The sequence below is a fragment of the Rossellomorea vietnamensis genome, assembly GCF_008180615.1.
Taxonomy (GTDB): domain Bacteria; phylum Bacillota; class Bacilli; order Bacillales; family Bacillaceae_B; genus Rossellomorea; species Rossellomorea vietnamensis_D.
This window is the reverse complement of sequence record NZ_VTEH01000012.1, coordinates 35874-56990: the sequence shown is the minus strand read 5'-3', so window position 1 is coordinate 56990 and position 21117 is coordinate 35874. Positions and strand designations below refer to the sequence as shown.

Genomic DNA, 21117 nt, shown 5'->3' with positions numbered 1-21117 from the left:
AAAGAAAACCTCCCTGCCAACGACGACATTTGAAAAACAAAAAGGCCTGACCCCCGCTACTGGGGATCAGGCCTGCTGATTTCAAATCAATTCCATTTTTCAAAAAGAGAATAGTTACTCTCCATCCCTCAAATTCGAGGGCATTTTAAAAGAGACTAACCAAACCAAATTAAAGATTACCCAAAGCCTCTTTCACAGAGGTAGATCCTGCCACCACTTGGAACTCTTTTCCGATCGTCGAGTCATCTTCCAAGGTTTCGAAAAGAACCTGCGCCACGTCCTCGCGTGGAACTTCTCCTCTTTCCACTTCACTGGCGATTTCGACCTTACCGGTTCCACTGTCATTTGTGAGGAGACCAGGATGGACGATGGTGTAGTCCAAATCTGTTCCTCGCAGCCACTCATCTGCATAGTGCTTGGCAGCCACATATGGCGCGAAGGATTCAGGCGCTTCCTGAATGGCTTTGCGGGTCGTATCATAGGAGCTGACCATGACAAACCGCTTCACTCCTGCCATTTCAGCCGCTTTTATCGTTTTGACAGCGCCGTCTAAATCAATCATAAGAGTTTTGTCTGCGCCAGTATGCGGACCGGATCCGGCAGTGAACACGATGGCGTCGACTCCCTCTGCTGCTTTGGCGATATCTTCTATCTCACCTTCTAAATTCACAACCGCGGTTTCGGCACCGACTGATTCGAAATGGGAGACCTGCTCCTGTTTACGGATCATCGCTTTGGCGGTATGGCTGCCGCTGTCTTGTATCAGTCCGACTAAATGTTTTCCGATTTGTCCATTTGCTCCGACAACTAGAATTTTCATTGAATCCACCCTTTCAGATTTAGTTTCTATAACTAGCGTAAACCGTATTCAATCACAATGTCTAATGACCTGTTTGAAACCTTTTTTATAAAAAAATTTCAGGACCTGCTCACTGGAGTCAGGCCCTGTTTTTTATTATTAGAATCGATTCCAAGAAAGTACATCATCAAGAGGAAGACGAGTTTTCTCGAATCCAGCTTTCGTTCCTTTACCAAGCGAGAGCAGCATAACCGGCTCATAGCTTTCTGGCACATTAAAAGCTTCCACGAATTGCGCTTCATCATAGCCGCCCATTGGGACAGTGTCATAGCCTTTTGCTTTCGCTGCGAGCATTAATTGATTCGCGACAATTCCGCCGTCAATGTGGGCAATTTTCGCTAAGCGCTCTTTAGGGAAGTTTCCGTAGTTATCGAAAATGCTTTTGACGTACATGTCTTTGACGTCTTCAGGCATGTTGCCTCTTTCAGCAATTTGAGTGTAGATTTGATCAGCATTTTTGTACGCTTCACGATCACCAAGGATGGCGATGACAACGGAAGCATCCACGATTTGCTGCTGATTGTTGGCGATTGGCAGCAGCTTCTCTTTTTCCTTCTGATCTTCAATAACTAAGAATCTCCAGGATTGAAGATTGCTGGATGAAGGCGCCAGCACAGCCGTTTCCAGAAGCTCACGGATCTCGCTTTCCTCTATTTTAAAATTCGGATCATATTGGCGCACGGAACGGCGCTCTTTCGCCACTGTCAAAAAGTCCGTATCCTCCAATTGCTTCGGTGCTTCTTTCGTTGTATCAAGTTCTTTCGCTTTATTTAAATATTCTTCTTTGCTCATTGTTTTATCAGACATTAAAAAATCCTCCTTTAAACTGTAACTTTCACAAGAACAGTATAGAACTTAAACTGTTCCTTTGTCAACTACAGTTAATCCGAGGGATGTAAAAAAGAATCCCCCTAAAGAAAAAAAACCTCTAGAAAAGACTAGAGAGTTTCCACGGCTGCCGATGGCTTCGATGCAGACAGTTTACTCTTCAGGGACAATCGTAAAGATCACACGGTAACTTCCAATTCTTCCTTCTGGCGGTAAGGATAAAAGTCCTTTTAACCCAGTTACAATTCTTTCTTGAGAGGTTTTATCTAATTTAGCTATGAATTTAACTGCGGACCTACGGTAAATCAATTTGTAGTCCGAATTCACGCTTTGCATCCTCCCCTGAAACATATCCTTCTTCACTGTTCAACTGCTTTTGTTATTCATATGTTAAAGTTTCATCATCACTATCTAACTCATCGATGTCTTGCCAAGATTGTGGTTTCTTATTCTTTGAACGTTCGACCAAGAACTCTATAAAGTCCAAGGCTGCTTTTTTATCTTCCTTGCTTAAAGAGTCCACCATTCTAAATAAATCCTCTTTACGAACGTCCATTTCATTCACCACCTTTTTGATGAAACGTACCTGTAGTTTTATTATAAATCATTTTTAATTGAAATTTAATTGAACTCCAACTCACTTCAATTAATCTTTTTCTTCCTTTCCATCACTGGCTTAATAACGAGAATTACGTTTATGTAATTCAAGCCTTTTATCCATTAACCTCCCCCATTTGTTGAAAAACAACTAACACCAGCATCGACCTCAAGACGTGACGGAGACGTTGTAAGTCTTGCATTCACTCCTAGCGGTACCCCATAATTAGGCTGGCAGTGACCTATTTGAAAATTTTCAACAACAGGAAATGAGGCTCTAGCGAAAAAGTCTTGAAGCACTTTTTTAATGTTCTTATATTCGTCTGGTTCCGCTTGAAAATGACCAACAACCACACCTTTGATAGTATCAAACACACCAGCCTGCTGGAGGTGGGTAAGCATTAAATTAACCTTGAACGCAGGTTCTTGAACTTCCTCGATTAGCAGGATTGCTTCATCCGCATTCACTTGATAGGGTGTTCCCAGCCCATTGGTGAGCAGAGTTAAATTCCCTCCAACCAAACGTCCTTCTCCTGTTCCAGATGTAATCGGGTTCAATGGCGATCTTCTGGAATCATAGGTTAAAGGTTCGCCTGTAAACAAAGATAAAATGGACGATTCTGTTTCTCTGGTCCTTTCTTCATCATTCAAGTCGGATGCCACCATCGGTCCGTGAAATGTAACTAAATCACTGAATTTTTGAATGGCATTAAGCAGATAAGTAATGTCACTATATCCCCAAAATATCTTAGGATTTCTTTTTATCATTGCATAATCAATCATAGGAGCAATTCTCGCTGTTCCAAATCCTCCATTAGCACAAAAAATGCCGCTGATAGCAGGATTTCTAAAGGCTTCGTGCAAATCAGAAAGCCGCTTTTGGTCCAGAGTTTCAATGTCGTCCTCCACATCGAACACGTGCCGTCCAAGGACAACATCAAGCCCCATCTCTTCAAGTACCCGTTTTCCTTGTGTCAATTGCTCTTTGTCAGCCGGGCCAGCTGGTGCAATAATTGCTACTTGGTCACCCTTTTTCAAAGGACGTGGTTTGTTCATACCCTTACCTCCTCTTCCTTCCTATGAATGTTCCAACTTCAATTAATTCAATAATTGAATAAGAGTATAGACAGCCGGATCAATTAGCGGATCTTCCATTTTTCCAATAATGGCGTTAATCTTTTCATAAACTATCTTCAATTCTATTAAACAGAAGTATTATTCAAAGATAAAACTTCCAAAACCCTATCTAAAGTCATATCCAACTTAGAATTTAAACGTAACGAAACTCTTTCATCAAATTTAAGTAACTTCGTCGTTTCATTAGGTACAATAACACAAGGTATTTCAGCACGTATTGAGGCTAATAAACCATTCGGAGAGTCTTCGAATACAACAGCTTCCATAGGACTAATTTCAAAATAACTAAGAACTTTCTTGTACAAGTCTGGTTCTGGTTTTACCTTCTCAACATCATCAGAGGTACAGATATAATCAAAATAAGATATGATGCCTAATTTGTTCATGTGGAAATCAATCCAGCTTCTTGTAGAACTGGATGCAAGTGCAATACTAATACCAAGTTGTTTAGCTCTTTTTAAATACTCTTCAACACCTTCTCTCGGGGATTTACCTTCCAATAATTTTTGATATAAATTACTCCGTTCAGTTCTAATGTCATCTCTACTGATTTCGGGAAAGTTCACTAATAAGCGTTCATAAGGGTCAAACTGCAGAGAGCTGCCAATTGAATTCATCCACTCTTCCAGTGGAAAATCCACCTTATATTTAGTATATAAATTTTGAAATGCTTCTAGGTCATATGTTTCTGTATCAAAAATTAATCCATCAAAATCAAATATTAGTACTTTAACCATTATTCAATCCCCCCTGGATGATGCACTCCTAGTGTATCTTCTACTATTTGCTCAACTGGGTCATTATGAATTTTTGATATCCCTTGTTGTACTAAACTGCTCCTAGTTTACACCTCTAAATCAAGCAATTCATCCAGCCTGTTTATAACAAAACTTGGTCTTTCTTTACCTTTGAATTCCTTATTATTGCGGTTTATCCAGACACTCTTAATCCCCATATTTATGGCTCCATTTACATCACTTGATAGAGAATCACCCACGTGAATAACCTCATCTTTTGATAGATTGCTTATCTTTAGAGCTTGTTCAAACATTTCTTGGCGTGGCTTATAGGACTTTACATCTTCACTGGTAATTAATCCATTGACCTTTAAATTATGAAATTCAATTGCTTTTTTTAAATCAAAAGTATCAATATTTGAGAGAATATATACGGGTATTGTATTGTGTTTGAAAAATTCTAAAGAATCATTAAAGATAGAGGGTTGCATCCAATGATTGAACATTAATTCACTTAATACGTTATCATCTAACGTTGAACCAAAATTAGAAAGTGTATTTTTTAGAGAGATCGTTTCTAATACTCTTTGTGTTTTAAAAGTTTCACCATGACTCTCTTGAAATAAATTAGAAAATTCCTTCCACCAAAAGCCTCCTATTTCAGTTAAGGTTGCTTCCGTCCTTGAATTATTTTTTATTTGATTACAGATGTTTGAAATTATCTCCCCATCTTCGTGTACAACGGTTCCATAAAAATCTAAAAAAAATGCTTTAATAGACAATAAATCTCCCCCAAAAATTCCTTTTTTATTTTATTCGGCCCATAGAGCCCCTTTACTTTAAAAAAATAAATCAGTTAAATCGATATGACTCAGTCCTTTCATCGCCTGTAAACATATCTTTTACTTTAATCTGGTTATTTCTAACTTCATCCTCTCCGATAATAATAACGCTGCGAAGCTTCTCTTTATTTGCTTTATCAAGTGCTTTGCTTAACTTTTTGTTACTCATTTCATATTCAACTTTATAACCCTTGTTTCTTAAATAGCTCGCTACCAATAGAGATTCTTTTTGAGTACCTAATGGAACTATATAAAAATCCACATACGGATTTTCTTTTGATTTTTTCACAGTCGAACTTACAGCCGTATAGATTACATCTAAGCCAAATGAAATTCCTACTGTTGAAAAGTTTTGGTTTGTACCTATCAACCCACCGATTGCGTTATCATATCTTCCGCCGCTCCCTATACTTGATTTAATTGATTGGTCAACCAAGAATATTTCATAAATTGTACCAGTATATATCTCTAAACCTCTTGCTAAAAATGGATTGAATACGCACTGCTCTTTTACTCCTAGAAATTCAAGATATGACTCTAACTCTTTTAGTTCCTTTAAACCTTGTCTTACCTCTTTATTTTGTTCGGCAAATGATTCAAAATAGCCAAGGCTTGAATTTCCATCATCGATTAAAAACTGTTTAATTAGAGTAATGGTTGGACTTGATAATCCTTGTTCATTAAGCTCAGAAACAACAGATTCTATTCCCCCCTTTTCAAGCTTATCTAGAATTAAGACTACTTTATTGATTTTTTCATCATCAGTACCAAATACATCAAGCATTCCAGTTAATACCTTTCGATTGTTATATTGAATCGTTACCTTCAATTCAAGTTTCCTGAAAGCATCCTATGCCATAACCATTAATTCAGCTTCAGCGATTTGCGAATCCACACCTACTATATCAACATCACATTGGGTGAACTCACGAAACCTTCCAGTTTTAATCGGTCCATCCCTAAATACCTTACCAATTTCATATCGTTTAAAAGGCATCTTTAGTGTCGGGTTCATCGCGACAACCTTTGCAAATGGTATAGTGAGGTCATAGCGTAAAGCTAAATCTCTTTCTCCTCTATCAGATAATGTATACATTTCTTCTAATATTTCTGCTCCGCCGCCATACTTAGAAGCCATTAATTCGGTATAATTTAATATAGGTGTTTCCAATGGTTTACATCCATATTGGATAAAAACATCTTCTAATGATCGTCTTATGTCTCTTCTTACCACCTCAGCATCCGGCAAGTAATCTTGAGTACCCTTAACATTTTGATAATCCATTTTCTTCATTTTCATTGCCTCCCATTTTTTAATAAAATAAAAAACCGCACTTGATTTAAGTGTTGAACTTAATCAAATACGGTTTAATGATAAATAGCCTTCCTATTAACGATTTTTAATAAATCGGATAGCAAGGCTACTTGATATGATGATGTAGTTGTGAGAACGAGATAATTGCCTTATTAAATGATTGCATAAATACTCACCTCTAATTTCCAACAATGTTATCATATTCCAATGAGGTATTCAATTACTTCTTCTTCAACTAACCGTACCTTTACATGAGCAACCAAGTCTTACAATGATCTACAACTCTCAAAATTGTTACTTGCCATCATTTTGATCCTCGTCAACGTTCTTACCCCATTCGAAGCCAGCCTTACCCATATAATATATAGAACCGCTGCGGAAGATAGAATAAATCTTCGGTTCTTTAGGGTAGTAACGACCAGCATCCCCTCTGTCCAAGTAATGGAGCTGAATTATTGAATTGGCAAAGAAAAAAGAAATATGCGAATAGGTGTTAAAATAGATAGAGGTAAGGGGGGATTCCTTGAGATTAATTTTAAAAAGTATGTTCATACTTATTACTATCGTTTCACTGGCTGCTTGTTCTACAACGGAAGAACCAAGAAAAATAATAGGTGAAACTCCAAGTGAATCAAAAGGGGCATTTGCTTTTGATGGTAGTGTATACACTATTGAACGCGGTAAAGTATTAGTTGAAGATGTAGGAAAAGAAATCGGGGAAATCAAAGCAATAGTAGACGAAATAAAAGAGAATGGTGAAGCAGAAAAATATGATTCAACCCTCAACTTACAGGCTGGGACTAAAATATTTGAAATTATTGAACAGGACCGGAGTAATCCTGTAGTTGCTATAAAAATTGACGATACTTATTATGGTGCAATCTTTAATTCAACTCTACAATAAGTTTCTTCAACAACAGGGGCTTCAAGGGGATAAAAAGGAATTAAAACGTAAAAAACAGAGCCAATCAGGTCTGTTTTTTTACTGTGTAACTTATTATTCTTTCTTTCTTTTCCTTCTGTAAAAGAAACGCCAAATATAAAAGATAGTAAGAAACAACAAATAAGGGATCCAATGATAATATCCGTCACCATAATATATAAGGATGGCTCCTACAATAAACGTTGGTACTGCCAAGTAAATCAACATTCTTACTTCTTTGTTTTTAAAGCTAAATTCGAAACGTTGATCCATTTACTCCACCCCCGTTTACTCAAAACTGTTTTCACATAAATTGCTGCTTTTGGAAATAGCGCCAGCCCCGGATTTGAACAGTCCAACGCACTTCCATTAATCTTTTAATTCACTGCCGCAATAATGGATATGGCCTTTCTGTTGTTCCGGAAACGCCTCCATTCAGTTTAATAAAGGTATCCTAATAGATCTATATTGCCATCCTCCCACTTTATACTACCCACTTCTTTAATCATGAGTTCATTTATTCTTTCATTTCCAATTCCATGAGTGGTTTGATTTTCATCGTCTATTTGCAGCCATTTACACTGATTATTTACAGACTTAAAACCTGCATTGGAGTACAATTTTTTGTTATCTGCGAACAAGAGGATAAAATCAACTGATTTCCCTTCACAGAAATCTTCTATCTTATCTAGTAATAAGGTCCCTATTCCCTGTGACCGATTTGTTTTAGAGACACATAAATCTATTACACCAAGAACCCTTATAGGTGTTCCGTTTAAATTCATCACTCTGTAATCCAAACCAACTTGACCAACAAGTTGATCATGACCATCCCTTGCTACGAACCGAAAATGAGGTACCTGTTTAAAATAAATTCTCTCCTGTGGATAGCCATCTGAAAAACATTCTATTAAAAGGTTTTGCAGCTTACTTCTTAACTCATCATTTATATGATAGTCAAAAACTTGCTCGATTTTCATTTCGTTTCCCCCTGCGTTGTATTCGATAATTAAAACTTTTAATTACCTTATTTTCCCTTAACTGTGCAAGCTCAGTCAACCAGCCACCCCTTTTGAAGATGGAAGAGGATCCAACGGAAATAATTCAAAGGTATCTTTTCATTAAAAATTAATTCATTTACACCTTTTTTCTCTGCAAAGATTTTACCTATAATGTCACCTATCATCCGCTGAATTAAAAGACGTTCTTCCCTCTTTAAGGATATTAATGTGACAGAACTTTTACAGTTAGGATGGAAATTTAATAATTGATCTAGTTGAACTTGGTTAAAAATCAAGGCTCTTTTCTAGAAGAATGTTGCTTTCGAATGCTAAATTATCCTCCTCCCCATTTTTACGTAGAAGGATTGGAGCGGAAGGCGTGCGATCTCCTGCGGGAATAGCGGGACAGGTGAGACCCCGCAGGCGAAGCCGAGGAGGCTCAACGCCCGCCCCGCGGAGTCGTACGCCTGGAGCGGAAATCCACCACTATTAATAGCCACAATCTTTGCGAAAACAGCCAAAGCATAAAAAAAGCAACGCTGCATCGCGTCGCTCTTTTAGTAATCTATTAGTTTTTCGAAAACTTCTAAGACTTCATCAAATCCTTAATCGTCTTCTGCTCCAATCCGCTCACTACCCAGCTTTCCATTTCATCGCGCAGCTCACCCATGGATTCACGCGTACATGGAGCAAAGCATTCTTTGCTTTCTACATCAAAGAATCCTTTAGGAAAGGTTTCCGATCTCATCGCTTCATACACGTCAGACAGCTTGATGTCTTCAGGTTTTTTCACAAGATAATAGCCGCCGTCCCGGCCTTCCTTCGCCTGAATCAGCTCTTCTTTTACAAGATGCCTTAATATTTTTCTTAAAAAGACTGATTTGGAATTAAGCTTTTCTGCCAGTTGGCCGCTTGGACAGAGTCCTTCATTGCTGGCCATGACCACCAGAGCCTGAATCGCCATGCCAAACCACTTTACACTCGTTACATTTTCGCTCATTGTGTCACCTCATCTCCCTTCATTTTGAGACATTCTCCATAAAAAGTCAAAATGATTAGGGAAGATGAAAGGTGATTTTCTGAAGAAATTGGGGCTGCGCTATTGCAGCTTCACACTTTTACCTACTTTTGCTTTTTCCGACACCTTCAGGTCATTTCGGTACTCCACAAGCTCAATCTGACAGCCGGACCCGATTTCTACATTATTTCCGCGGACCACTTTTGCCTTGGTGTATTCAAGATTGATAGTGTCGCCTTCAATCAGTTCCGCCTGCAGCTCTTTGCTCCAGGTTTTGATGAATTTATCCAAGTTTAGGATGGAAGGCCCGGATCGTTTCACCGTAATGGTTTCTCCGCCGATTTCTTTTACCTTTGATTTTCCATGCAGTTCGATCGTAATGCGGTCGCTGTTAAGCAGGCCATCGATTGTAAAGGCACCCTTGAGGTCAGCAGCCTCCACTTCACAGTCGCCCTTCACCTTTATCATACCTTCGAGAAGGATGTGGTCTCCCTTCAGTGATTGATCCACTTTCGCCTGTCCCTTGATTTCCATGTTCCTGAACGCCGCCTGGCCGCTCACGTCTGCATTTCCTTGCACTTCGATTTTGTCTGAAGTAAGGTCTCCCTGTATATTCATGCTTCCTCTGATGAGCGTATGCTCAGAGGTGATGTTTCCATATACTTTGGCGGAACCATTGCATTCCAGACTTTCACAATGGACATCCCCTGTAATCTTGCCGCTTCCATTGATTTCGACCTTTGAAAACGAGCCGCCGCCTGTTTCGCTGCTCCCTGACAATATCAAAGCTTCTTTCGTTTCCTGATTCATCGCTAATCCCCCTTTAAATCTTTTTAGCTTCTAAAATTGTTTTATCCTTATTGATGAACGTCGATCGATATTCCACCTTCTCGATATGACAGCCAGACCCGATTTCGACGTTGCTGCCCCTGACCATTTTGGCTGTGGTATTCTCAAGATAGATGCTGTCGCCTTCGATGACCTCTGCTTGGAGGGTTTGAGGGCGGCTGAAAAAACTTCTGCCCTTCACCTTGATCGTTTCTCCGCCAATTTCGGTTGCCTTGCTCGGCGCTCCTTGCAGGTTGATGATTAGCTCCCCGACATTCAACAGGCCATTGATATTAACGCCGCCTTTAACTTCAAGCTTTTCCAGCTCAGCATTTCCTGAACTATTCAGAAACCCTCTTACAGTTCCGGAATTTGCCTTTAAAGAGCTTCCGACATTCAGCTCACCGATGATGTTCAGCTCATTGCTGCTTAATTCTTCGTCGATGGTCAGTTTTCCCGTCACCTTCAACTGATTGATCGCAGCCTTTCCCTTTACATGGCCTTCACCCGTCACCTTCGTCTCGACAGCACGAAGATTTCCGGAAACCTTCCCCTGCCCGGTCACATTCACTTTTTCATAATCTCCGCCAGGATAAGTGCCTTCTCCGATCACTTTCAACCGTTTCGTTCTCTCTCCGCTCATTTAAAAACCTCCCGCTGTCAGCTTTTTCATCAGCCCATCTGTTTCCGAATCGATGGACAATGAAACAGCTATTTTCGTCTTCTCATCCACATAAAAGTCATCGACATTCGTCAGAAGCAGCACTGTTACAACACCCATTTTTCTTAAAACCACCAAAGAAGCCTGCTTATCCTCCAGCTTAGGAAAATGAGCATCCAGCGTCTGCAGAATCTGCTTTCCTTCTTCCCAGCCGACTTCCCCTGTGGCCAAAGCTCTGTCTAAAAGATACAAGTACAAGCCGGTTTGAAAAGTAATGCTATCGAGTGGACCAAGTAGCTCTTCAAAAATAGAAACCGTATTGGACGAAACAATGTTACTTTGGATGAAATCTTCCTTTGTGATTTGGATATCCTTCGCCTTTGGCGTCAGGGCCCCTGCTAATTCATCCAATGACAGATGATCCTTCAGTTCTTTTATCCTGCCGATTCTCTCGAGTATCTGCTCTTTCGGAAAAAAGGTTTCCTGGCCCGTAAACGTTGACTTTCTAATAAACCAATCCTCAGGAATCAGCTTCTTCCGCTTCCAGCGATAAAGCTGGCCATACGTAATATCCGTCTGCTCCAGCAGATCCTTCTTGGAAATCAAGTCTTTATCCATGTTCTTCACTCCTTGTTATTAACGTAACATAACACTGTTACGTTGTAAAGGTGAAATAATGTCCTCTAGTGACAGTCACCACCCGGGATTTGTTGGTTTTTGTCGAACGGATAAAGTCTTTGCACCTCGCAATCAGCCTGTTTTTATTTGCCCACATCAAACAAATTTTCCTGTCATAGGATAGAAGGAAGGGTTCTTTGTACACCACAAATTTCAAGAAGGCTGTGATATGAAAGATGAAAAGCGATGGTGCTGATCACTACTCATTCCGAAACCTGAAGAAAAGCGGGATGTCGTTTGAACAGGTCTTTGAGCATATTGTAAAATTCATGAGAATTCAGCCAAACGGAAGCTACCGGCTAATGGTTGGGACGGACTCTCAGGTCCACTCCAGGCACACCACCTTCATCACGGGAATTGTTATTTTAAACGAAGGAAAAGGAGTTTGGGCCTGCATCAGGAAAGTAGTTGTTCCGCGGAAAATGCTGCAGCTGCATGAGCGGATTTCATATGAGTTATCTCTATCTGAGGAGATTGTTTCGCTATTTACGGAAGAACGAAAAAATCAGTTGATCGACATCGTCCTTCCTAATATTTATAAAGGAGCTTCTTTTACCATGGAGGGCCATATTGACATCGGAGCAGGAAAAAAAAGCAAGACGAATAAGTTCGTGACAGAGATGGTCGCCCGCATGGAAGCGATGGGTGTTGAGCCGAAAATCAAGCCGGATGCGTTTGTGGCTTCGAGCTATGCGAACCGGTATACGAAGAGGCGGAATGGTTAGTTATAGATATTTTTAAAATCAGCACCCCTTAGAGGTGTGCTGGTTTTTTTGCTGTGGGGTCCCTCTTTATATACTTGTAACCTCATGGAATAGGATTGACGAATTGGCCGCTTTAGTTTCAGGTGTCTGCCCCCCAGAAGCTTTACCGTAATGAGTAACCAGCGGCAAAAAAATAAGGGACGATTTTTCCCTTATTTGCAGATGTGATCTCATTTTACTGATGAATAAGGGAAGTTTTTTCCCTTATCTGAAGAAAAGGTACCTATTTCTAATGCTTGGGGCTAAATAAAGGAATTTTCTTCCTCTAGTAGATAAAGCAATTGTACTTTTTCACTTCAGGTTTTATGGCACACAAGGGGGCAGGCTCCTGAATGATAGACGCCCCTGCCTTGCTACCTTTGAACTACGGAACGAGTAACCTTTTCACACTTTTTAAAAGTAAACCAAAGTAGAATATTATGGAAAAATTGGTATGATAATTTCTAAAAGTAGTGGTGACTGGTATGAAAAAACTCAAGGCCATATTTTTTGGTTTTTCTATGATAGCAGGACTTTCATTTACTCTTGCTTTTTTAATATCGGCAGAGATATATTTGAAGAGTACCTGCCCTTGCTATTAGCAGTGCTATGGATAGGCAATATAGGTACAGTTATTTTAGAGAAGGCCGCAAAAAAAAACAGTGAACACTAAGGACCTGCCACCCAATACGTAAATACTTTATCAAACCGGTAGCAGAGTAACTAACAGAAAAAAAGCAAGTTTGTTCCCGTAATATTAGGTTGGGGTTCTGTTACAGGTTAATAAGGGGAATTTTTCCCTCTAATTTAAAATGCGCAAGCACCCCTTTCAGCCCTGACAGAAAAATGTTCGCAGGAGAAAAAAGGGACCTCTTTCTTCTTTAGAGGTTATTAGTCATGGTAGAAATCCCGAAGATATGAAATAAAGGGCCGTGCTCCCGATACCGGGGGCCGGCCCTTTTCCTTATTAGTATGCACCTTGTGAGTAGGTCAGCTCATAGCTGTGAGTGTAAATCTCAAAGATATTTCCGAATGGGTCTTCCACATAAACCATTTTATAAGGCTTGTCGTCAGGATAGTATTCACGAATTGGCATGCGCTGCTTGCCTCCGTGTTTTTTTATTTTCTCGACGAGTCCCTCGATATCAGGATCCTGGACACAAAAGTGAAAAATACCTGTTTTCCAGTATTCAAAATTGTTTTCTGGCTGCTCGTTTTGAGGAAATTCAAATAGTTCGATTCCTATTTTATCACCAGTGGAAAGATGGGCTATACGGAAGCTTTCCCAATCATCGCCGAAGACATCACGGCACATTTGGCCGATAGGCGTGTCGTCATTTTGGACATCCGAAGGCTCCATCAGCGTGTACCATCCGAAAATTTCTGTGTAGAATGCCACTGCTTTGTCCAGGTCGGGAACGGATAAACCGATATGTGAAAAGTTTCTTGGATAAGTCATCATGTTCAATTTCCTCCTTCATTGGTTTGACAGTTCTTATCATAAACGGTTATTCTTCTACACAAAAGTATGCACTTTTTGGAGAGATACTACCCAAAAGGGAAGCAAGGAGTGAACAGAGATGGACAGTTCCATTGAAGTAGATGAAAACGGGAAGCTGAAATGCTCGATTGAATATACACTGAACAAGGTTGGAGGCAAGTGGAAACTCGTCATCCTTTGGCATCTTGCCTTCGATGGGATTCATCGCTATAACGAGCTGAGAAGACTCTTGCCGGGTATCACCCACAAGATGCTCAGCCAGCAGCTGAAGGAACTTGAGCAAGAAGGGCTGATCAATAGAAAGCAATACAACGAAGTACCGCCAAAAGTGGAGTATTCCATTTCTGAAAAGGGAGAGACCTTAAAGCCATTGTTAGAGGAGATGCACAAGTGGGGCAGCGGGCAGCACTAGTGACAGTCACCACCCGGGTTTTGTCTGTTTTTGTCGAAGATGCTTTTTCCATAAAAAGAGGCTGGGGCAGGAGGTATTTGGGCAGGGCCACCGTTATAGATGCAACTTCGGACGGGAGCGGCACAAATAATGCGCGGGGCGACCGATGTAGCCGTAACTTCGGACGGGAGCGGCACAAATTATGCGAGGGGCGACCGATGTAGCCGTAACTTCGGACGGGAGCGGCACAAATTATGCCCATGGCGACCGATGTAGACGTAACATCGGACGGGAGCGGCACAAAGTATGCCCATGGCGACCGGTGTAGACGTAACTTCGGACGGGAGCGGCACAAATTATGCCCATGGCGACCGATGTAGCCGTAACTTCAGACGGGAGCGGCACAAATTATGCCCATGGCGACCGATGTAGCCGTAACTTCGGACGGGAGCGGCACAAATTATGCCCATGGCGACCGATGTAGCCGTAACTTCGGACTGGAGCGGCACAAATTATGCCCATGGCGACCGATGTGGCAAGAACTTTGGACTGGAGCGCCCCCAAAAAAACGCGGGGCGACCGATGCAGCCGTAACTTCGGACTGGAGCGCCCCCAAAAAAAACGCGGGGCGACCGATGTAGCCGTAACTTCGGACTGGAGCGCCCCCAAAAAAACGCGGGGCGACCGATGTAGCCATAACTTCAGACGGGAGCGCCCCCAAAAAAGCGCAGGGCGACATTTTTGTTTCGGTACCTTACACTATTCGGCTATTATAGATCTGACCTTAATTGTGTCCCAGCCCCTTTTTTTACGCTTTTTTGAGGCTCAGCACAATGGCTGAGCCTCTTTATATTTTATATAATTCCAGCACCTCAGAAACCGCACGCTCGGCCGACCGCAGTGCCCCTTCCAGATGCCCTCCGGATTCCGCCGAGGTTTCTGTTCCTGCAAACAGGATTTTCTTTTCCCAGGCACCGCTGTTTACTGGCAGTCCATAGGCCGGAAAACTGCTGAGCGGCTGGTGGTCGTCCTCTACTGCCGTTTTGGAATCGGCGGACCAATCCTTGTAAAGGACAGAGACCGGCTTTTCAGCCTGCGGTCCGAATAGCCGGGTCAATTGATCGAGGGCTAATTCGAGAACCTTTTCCTTCCCCAGCTGTTGGCGTTGTTTTGCAGACAAGCTGAAGAAACCGAAGAGCGCACCATATCCAGTTAGAGGAGAGGCATCATGAATCTCTTGCAAGGGGCCAGCCCAGCTCATAGCCTGTCCGGAAAGGCCGTCCCCTCTCCAAAAAGGGCGGTCATATATAGCGAGAATCTTAGCCTGTCCCGCCATCCAGGTCGGCTTGTTCTCCAGGCTGTCCACTAGCTCTTTAGGAAGGTTTGGCGAGAATTCAATTCTCTGTGCTGCCAACCGGGTAGGCAAAGCTAAAATGACTGCTCCTGCTGGAATCTTCTTCTGTGTTCCATCCCTGAGTGCTGCTTCAATGACAACCTTTTCTTCTTCCATAGAAATTGCTGTTACCCGCGTGTTGAGTTCAATTGTGTTTTGGGGAAGAGTTTGAGCCAGGGCGTCAATGAGCGACTTGATCCCTCCCGCCAGCCTGACCGATTTTTCACTCGACCCTTCCGGCAGCAAATGCTGCTGAATTGGACCTCCGGGAGATTGTTCGAGAAGAACAGCTCCTTCTGTATGCTGGTCGATTGTGTTTAACTCGAGCTCGCTGACTAAATTGGTGATGACAGGCTCATGCTCCGGCCAAAACCAGGTTGGCCCAAGGTCAAATCGGCCAATCTCCGGTCTGTCCTCGACCTCCTGACTCAACACTCTTCCGCCAGTCCGCCCGCGTGCCTCCAAAACCTTGCACTCGATGCCTTTTGAAATAAGGAGGGAAGCCGCTCGGAGACCGCTCAACCCTGCCCCGATAATGATGACGGGATCCTTCATATATTACACTCCAATCTTTGTACTACTTTTCTAACCCTGCCACTCCAAAGCCGCCGGCGCCCGAATGAGTGGAGATCATTCCGCCTGCCTGAATCCATCTGATCTTCTGGAAGCCATTTTCGCGGGCAACCTCGTCCATCCGCTGTTTGATAGCTTCATCGAGTCCGATTGAATAGATCAGATAGAGCTGCTGTTCTCTATCAATATCAAATTCATTCAAGTAATCTTTGAATAGCTTTTCAGCTGCTCCGCTCATCTTTCCGCGGTACTTCTTCGTGGACATAAGCTTGCCGTCCTTCAGCTCTATGCACGGTTTTATTTTTAAAAGAGTCCCAATGAGAGACGCCATGTTACTTACACGTCCTCCTGCTCTCAGAAACTCCAGGCTTCCCGGTATGAAAGCCAGCCTTGATTTTGGAACGATTTCCTCTATTTTCTCAACCAGGCGCTGTGGTTCAATTTCCGGTTCTTTTTCTAGCAGCTCTCCCGCGTATACAACCACGGCAGCTAATCCGCCGGTAACATTGAGTGCATCGATGAGATAAATGTCTTGAAATTCTTCCGCGGCAATGACCGCATTTTGAAAAGAAGAAGACGCTTTTGATGTATAACCGACATGAACAATGATGCTGTCCGGAGATTCTTGTCTGATTCTTGTAAATAACTCTTCATATTCATGAGCATTTGTTGAGGTCGTGGAGGGAATTTTTTTCGTGCGACCATAATAGTCATAGATTTCCTGGACCGGCAGAGAACCGTCTAAATAATCTTTCCCGTCCATGATAATGTGCATGGGAACCACCTGTACATTGTACTTTTGGGCCAAATCCTCCGGTAAGTCGGCACCGCTTTCGGTCGTTAAAATGATCCTTCGCATTCTATTTCCCCCTTGGTTATATTGGTCGCGCATGTACTCTTTCTGCATTATTATATTGTCTTGCTTTAACTATACATGAGATAGGGATATTAATATTGTGATAATCATTATTTTTGTGGATTTAGTGTGTGCTGTACACTAAATTTGGCTGTGGAATATTTCTTGCTGAGGAGGCTATCAACGAGTTCGAGGTCTCTATCAACGAAAATTATGGTTCTATCGACGAGTTTCATTGTTCTATCAGGCGAACTTTGGTCTGGACCCAGCCTCGGCGGTGGTTCTGAGACAGACTTCCCTGAAGAAGATAGGTTAGCGGTTCACGCAGGACGGACAAGGGAGCCATCTTCACACCCTCTATTATTTCCATTATGACAAATCCAAAGCATCCGTCTCATTTGACGGATGCTTTTCAGTGGCAAGATAGAATTTGTGCTTTCTGCTATACATACAGCTGTCAGGCCGAATAGGAATTCTGGCACCGTCCTCTGTATAGAGGGGAGGCATTTGCCACCACTCCTTCTTTTACGTTCTTCAAAGATCTTCCATCATTTTTTCAATACTTTCCAACTTAGCCATATTACTTAATGGCCCGCTCATAATAAACCAGTGTTCAACTGGATAGATATGACCGTTTTGGACGGCTTTCAGATTGGCCCAAATTTTACTTTTTTTAAGTTCTTCTATTTTTTTGTAAGCTTTTTCGTCATCATCGACTTGGAGAATGATATGATCAGGGTTGCACTCTGGTAATATTTCAAAAGAAACAGACTGCGCCCAATCATCCATTGGTACGCAGGTGGCTGCCTTTAATGCCAAATCCTTATATAGTACATCTCCCACATTCCATTGAGCTCCATAAACCCTTAATTCCTTTGCTCGTACTCTCATAAAGATTATCGACTCATTGCCCATTTTTGTTTCCAGTTTATGTCTTACCTCATCGGCTTTTTGATCATATTGTGCAATAACGGCTTCTGCTTTGGTTTCTCTTCCAACTATGGCAGCAATCTGGTTTAAATAGGTACGCCAGTTATCTGTTTTGCCCAATATGACGGTTGGGGCTACTTTTTCCAATGTATCATAGTGACTTTCATGCTCTTTTTCTCCTAAAATAATGTCTGGAGCACTGCTCATAAGGCGCTCAATATCAGGATTGCTTTGAGTACCCAATTGATTCACATCTTCTAGTTCATGACTTAGATAAGGAAGGTGTGTGTGTCCATCCTGATCATAGGTAACAGCGGCGGAAGGAGTGATGTCTAATGCGGCTAAATAATCTGTATGAAATACGGAAAGAGCAGCCACCTTCTCGGGATAATCTGTTAAAGTTGTTTCTCCTTTTGCATGGGAAATGGTAAGCCCTTCCGATGACGATTCCACACTGACTTTTTCAACTGCACCCGAATTGCAGCCATGGAGAGTGATTACAAGAAAGGGTAAAATAAGCAGATATCCATAGTTTTTCATATTAGCTGCTCCTTCTACTCTTTTGTTCCTACGACACCAGCCATGTGGCGGATAAAAACAAACTCAGAATTATCTTCGTTTCTTTTCCATACTGTCTCCCCAAGATTTAACTTTCTCAGGATTTCCTTCACACTCTCTTCATCATCAATAGTGTTGAGTATCCGGTCGATTTCGTGTTCTTGTATCTTATTCGTTTGTAAAAATCCCCTTACATGTTCAGGCGTATACGTTCTTTTATCCTTTATTGGCTGAATGGTTACATCACGAAGACCTGCTGCTTCAAATAATGCTTTTACTTGTGACGGCAGAGCCCTGGCAAAAGGGAGATGTTGAAACGCTTCAAAATATTCTTTTGTAAATATATTTTGTGTATCGTGATCCTTCAGCTCTTTAGTTTGCTCGAAAGGGTTTTTTATATCATTCACGAAAACTGCCAATTTCCCTTGAGGCTTCAGGACACGGACCCACTCATGAATTCCTTTGCCGGGATTAGGCAGTGTCCAGAGATTAAGCCGGTTCATCACAAAGTCAAACCTGTCAGATTTGAACGGCAGGCTTTCAGCATCTCCTTGTACAAATTGGCACGCAAGCTTCCTGTCCGCCGCTTTCTCTTTTGCTATAGCCAGCATGGATTGAGAAAGGTCCAGCCCCGTTGATCGATGTCCTAATTCAGCAGCGATTATTGCCAGGAAACCAGGACCCGTTCCTACATCTAACACCTCTTGCTGCAGATCAGCACCGATGATTTCTTGTATAATCTTTCTCCAAAGCGCTTCATTTACAGCGCTTGAACCTTTTGCGTAGTGAACGGCCCCTACTTCCCATTTCTTAGCCAAAACTTCTTTTACCATTATTTACACCTCATTTTCATAGGCTCTTTTCGAACTTTGTTGCTAGTTGATACTAATCTCAAAAAAATATCCTATTGCGAAGATGAAATCTCATAGAACCGAAAAGAAAAGAGCTGCACGTCCCCGTATAGAGTTAAAACTCTCATTATGCGGGAAAAAATCCGGCTCATGGGATTTTTCCAAAAGCAACAATATATGCAAAAACAGCCTTATCATAAAAATGTAAGCAGTTCTTCTGCTGTCTTTCTTGGTTTTGATTTTGGAATACTGGCGGGGTATCCCAGTTGCAGAATCCCCACAATTTTCTCCGACCCTTGGATTCCGATCCTGTGTTTAAAAAGAGAACTGGCATTATGGTCATTTGTTTTCCAGACCACTCCCAGACCTTGCTCCCAAGCTAACAGTTGGAAGTTTTGGATTAGTGCACAAGTTGCTGCAAATGCTTCTTCCCATTTTTTCTCCGTCTCCTCCTCACGCATTACAACAACAAGATGAGCAGGAGTTTTCAAGAAATTCTCCTTAATCTTTTCAAGATGAGTCTCTGAGAGGTTATCCAGGAAGCCTGTACTGCTATAATATTCTCGCATCCCTTCGAGCATGGTTAATCTGCTTTCACCATCAATCATGATAAACCGCCATGGTTCTGTTTTCAGATGGTTCGGTGCCCAGACTGCGCTATTCAACAATTCTGCAACCAACTCCCTCTCTACTGAGACATTTAAGTATTCTCGAATACTCCTCCTTTCACGGATCATGTTCTTAATACTTTTGTTGGGTGAACGGTAAATTGCATTCTCCATTTCAATCTCCTTATTGTTATTGATTATCATTCTCATTAATTTTAAAGAAAAAAAGGACCTGACTCCATAGATATCTCTCTTCAAAACTATGGATTATATTCTTTTAACCCGCGATTCCTACTGCATCCCACTATACGTCTTTCCATTACGGCCCTAACTATTTTCTTCGGAAGGCTGCCCTCTCAAGGATGATATTTGTTGTCAAAAGAACTTCTTAACGGTTCTCTATGTCCTGATTTGAACGGAACTGTTTCGCGAACTCTTTTGGAGATACTCCAAACTGTTTTTTAAATACCCTGCTAAAGTAAAATTCATCCTGATAGCCAACCAGCCCAGCTACAACTTTCAACTTTTCCTTCGAAAACATCAGTAATTCCTTTGCTTTTTTCAACCTGATTTCTCTTAAGTAATCGATAGGCGGCTGCCCTGTATAGTCTTTGAAACACTTAGAATAGTAGCTGCTGCTTAATCCAGCTGTCTGGCTGAGCTGCTCAAGTGTGATTGGAGCGCAGTAATGTTCTTCCATAAAATCGATGGATTGTTCGATTCCCTTTTGCACACTGCCTTCCATCAGTTGTGATCGAATATCCTCAATAACTAGAAAAATCAGCTCATTTAATAGTGCTTTTAATTTTATTGATCCTATTTTTCCCTGTCGCTCGGCAGCCCTCTTAAGATTTTTAAATACAGTCAAAATATGGGCTGTATTTTTGATTGTCAGTTCACCCTCGATTGGAAATTTGGAAGGAGTTCCGTCAAACACCCATTCATTTTCGTAATAGGCTATAGCGTACCGAAAGCGGACAAGGTAAAATTCGACGCCTGCTGCCATAAGTCCCTTGATTTGTACACCCGGGACAAAGAGAAATAGAGAGCCGGCTGAAAACGAAAACGTGTCCTCATTTACAGAAACTTTTCCACTTCCTTTATTAATATAACAAAGACAATGATAGGATCCCTCATTACTGCTAAACATCATTTTGGCTTCTTGATTCACATAGTAATCGACAGAGTGTACCGCATAAACATAACTGTTCAATATTTTAAGGATATTATGTGTGTACATTGGGTCTATCCCCTTTCATGAGTGTCAATACAATGATCTAATAACGTAAC

The 21117-nt window shown here is 41.6% G+C and carries 23 protein-coding genes and 1 pseudogene; 3 read left to right on the top strand and 21 right to left on the bottom strand.

Annotated elements, in window-relative coordinates; genetic code table 11:
• Positions 1-169: 169 nt before the first annotated feature.
• From FZC79_RS14960 to FZC79_RS14930, 8 genes and pseudogenes are all read right to left on the bottom strand, one after another.
• Positions 170-820, bottom strand: a complete 651-nt coding sequence (locus FZC79_RS14960) for an SDR family oxidoreductase (RefSeq protein WP_148947578.1) — start codon at positions 818-820, stop codon at positions 170-172.
• A 138-nt stretch (positions 821-958) separates the two neighbouring features.
• On the bottom strand, positions 959-1666 hold the full coding sequence (locus FZC79_RS14955; RefSeq protein ID WP_148947577.1) for a nitroreductase family protein: 708 nt from the start codon (positions 1664-1666) through the stop codon (positions 959-961).
• Between the two features lie 174 nt (positions 1667-1840).
• Complete coding sequence (locus tag FZC79_RS23460) at positions 1841-2014, bottom strand: type II toxin-antitoxin system RelE family toxin (RefSeq protein ID WP_215727439.1); 174 nt, start codon at positions 2012-2014, stop codon at positions 1841-1843.
• A 52-nt stretch (positions 2015-2066) separates the two neighbouring features.
• Positions 2067-2243, bottom strand: coding sequence for a hypothetical protein (locus tag FZC79_RS14950; RefSeq protein ID WP_252183345.1), 177 nt, complete (start codon positions 2241-2243; stop codon positions 2067-2069).
• 164 nt (positions 2244-2407) lie between these two features.
• Positions 2408-3340 (bottom strand): S66 peptidase family protein, encoded by a 933-nt coding sequence (locus FZC79_RS14945; protein ID WP_148947576.1) that lies wholly within the window; start codon positions 3338-3340, stop codon positions 2408-2410.
• 146 nt (positions 3341-3486) lie between these two features.
• The gene (locus FZC79_RS14940; protein ID WP_148947575.1) at positions 3487-4158 is read right to left on the bottom strand and encodes an HAD family hydrolase; all 672 of its coding nucleotides are present in this window, start codon (positions 4156-4158) and stop codon (positions 3487-3489) included.
• A gap of 107 nt (positions 4159-4265) precedes the next feature.
• Positions 4266-4940, bottom strand: a complete 675-nt coding sequence (locus FZC79_RS14935) for an HAD family hydrolase (RefSeq protein WP_148947574.1) — start codon at positions 4938-4940, stop codon at positions 4266-4268.
• 70 nt (positions 4941-5010) lie between these two features.
• Positions 5011-6294 (bottom strand): annotated as a pseudogene (locus tag FZC79_RS14930) (histidine--tRNA ligase).
• A gap of 544 nt (positions 6295-6838) precedes the next feature.
• On the opposite strand from FZC79_RS14930, the gene FZC79_RS14925 reads away from it, so the two are divergent.
• A complete protein-coding gene (locus tag FZC79_RS14925) occupies positions 6839-7219 on the top strand; it encodes a hypothetical protein (RefSeq protein WP_148947573.1) in 381 nt (126 codons plus the stop codon).
• Between the two features lie 93 nt (positions 7220-7312).
• On the opposite strand, the gene FZC79_RS14920 is transcribed toward FZC79_RS14925, so the two are convergent.
• The 6 genes from FZC79_RS14920 to FZC79_RS14895 form a co-directional block, all read right to left on the bottom strand.
• Complete coding sequence (locus FZC79_RS14920) at positions 7313-7510, bottom strand: hypothetical protein (RefSeq protein WP_148947572.1); 198 nt, start codon at positions 7508-7510, stop codon at positions 7313-7315.
• 167 nt (positions 7511-7677) lie between these two features.
• Positions 7678-8217: a GNAT family N-acetyltransferase gene (locus FZC79_RS14915; RefSeq protein WP_148947571.1), complete on the bottom strand. Its 540-nt coding sequence runs from the start codon at positions 8215-8217 to the stop codon at positions 7678-7680.
• A gap of 607 nt (positions 8218-8824) precedes the next feature.
• The gene (locus tag FZC79_RS14910) at positions 8825-9238 is read right to left on the bottom strand and encodes an RrF2 family transcriptional regulator (protein WP_148947570.1); all 414 of its coding nucleotides are present in this window, start codon (positions 9236-9238) and stop codon (positions 8825-8827) included.
• A gap of 99 nt (positions 9239-9337) precedes the next feature.
• Positions 9338-10066 (bottom strand): polymer-forming cytoskeletal protein, encoded by a 729-nt coding sequence (locus FZC79_RS14905; RefSeq protein ID WP_148947569.1) that lies wholly within the window; start codon positions 10064-10066, stop codon positions 9338-9340.
• A gap of 13 nt (positions 10067-10079) precedes the next feature.
• Positions 10080-10727 (bottom strand): bactofilin, encoded by a 648-nt coding sequence (locus FZC79_RS14900; protein WP_148947568.1) that lies wholly within the window; start codon positions 10725-10727, stop codon positions 10080-10082.
• Positions 10728-11363 carry a YhbD family protein gene (locus FZC79_RS14895; protein ID WP_148947567.1) on the bottom strand — a complete coding sequence of 212 codons (636 nt, stop codon included), beginning with the start codon at positions 11361-11363 and terminating at the stop codon, positions 10728-10730.
• Between the two features lie 236 nt (positions 11364-11599).
• On the opposite strand from FZC79_RS14895, the gene FZC79_RS14890 reads away from it, so the two are divergent.
• Complete coding sequence (locus FZC79_RS14890; protein WP_148939653.1) at positions 11600-12148, top strand: ribonuclease H-like YkuK family protein; 549 nt, start codon at positions 11600-11602, stop codon at positions 12146-12148.
• Between the two features lie 985 nt (positions 12149-13133).
• On the opposite strand, the gene FZC79_RS14885 is transcribed toward FZC79_RS14890, so the two are convergent.
• Positions 13134-13625 carry a lactoylglutathione lyase family protein gene (locus FZC79_RS14885; protein WP_148947632.1) on the bottom strand — a complete coding sequence of 164 codons (492 nt, stop codon included), beginning with the start codon at positions 13623-13625 and terminating at the stop codon, positions 13134-13136.
• A gap of 121 nt (positions 13626-13746) precedes the next feature.
• On the opposite strand from FZC79_RS14885, the gene FZC79_RS14880 reads away from it, so the two are divergent.
• Entirely contained in the window at positions 13747-14079 is a 333-nt protein-coding gene (locus FZC79_RS14880; RefSeq protein ID WP_148947566.1) for a winged helix-turn-helix transcriptional regulator, read from the top strand.
• A gap of 826 nt (positions 14080-14905) precedes the next feature.
• Here FZC79_RS14880 and FZC79_RS14875 read toward each other — a convergent pair.
• The 6 genes from FZC79_RS14875 to FZC79_RS14850 form a co-directional block, all read right to left on the bottom strand.
• Positions 14906-16006, bottom strand: a complete 1101-nt coding sequence (locus FZC79_RS14875; protein ID WP_148947565.1) for a flavin monoamine oxidase family protein — start codon at positions 16004-16006, stop codon at positions 14906-14908.
• 22 nt (positions 16007-16028) lie between these two features.
• The gene (locus FZC79_RS14870) at positions 16029-16883 is read right to left on the bottom strand and encodes a DegV family protein (protein WP_148947564.1); all 855 of its coding nucleotides are present in this window, start codon (positions 16881-16883) and stop codon (positions 16029-16031) included.
• Between the two features lie 531 nt (positions 16884-17414).
• Positions 17415-18350 (bottom strand): ABC transporter substrate-binding protein, encoded by a 936-nt coding sequence (locus FZC79_RS14865; protein ID WP_148947563.1) that lies wholly within the window; start codon positions 18348-18350, stop codon positions 17415-17417.
• A gap of 14 nt (positions 18351-18364) precedes the next feature.
• Positions 18365-19201 carry a class I SAM-dependent methyltransferase gene (locus FZC79_RS14860; protein ID WP_148947562.1) on the bottom strand — a complete coding sequence of 279 codons (837 nt, stop codon included), beginning with the start codon at positions 19199-19201 and terminating at the stop codon, positions 18365-18367.
• Positions 19202-19413: 212 nt separating this feature from the next.
• Positions 19414-20001, bottom strand: a complete 588-nt coding sequence (locus tag FZC79_RS14855; RefSeq protein ID WP_148947631.1) for a nitroreductase family protein — start codon at positions 19999-20001, stop codon at positions 19414-19416.
• Between the two features lie 214 nt (positions 20002-20215).
• Positions 20216-21067 (bottom strand): AraC family transcriptional regulator, encoded by an 852-nt coding sequence (locus FZC79_RS14850; protein WP_148947561.1) that lies wholly within the window; start codon positions 21065-21067, stop codon positions 20216-20218.
• Positions 21068-21117: the final 50 nt, after the last annotated feature.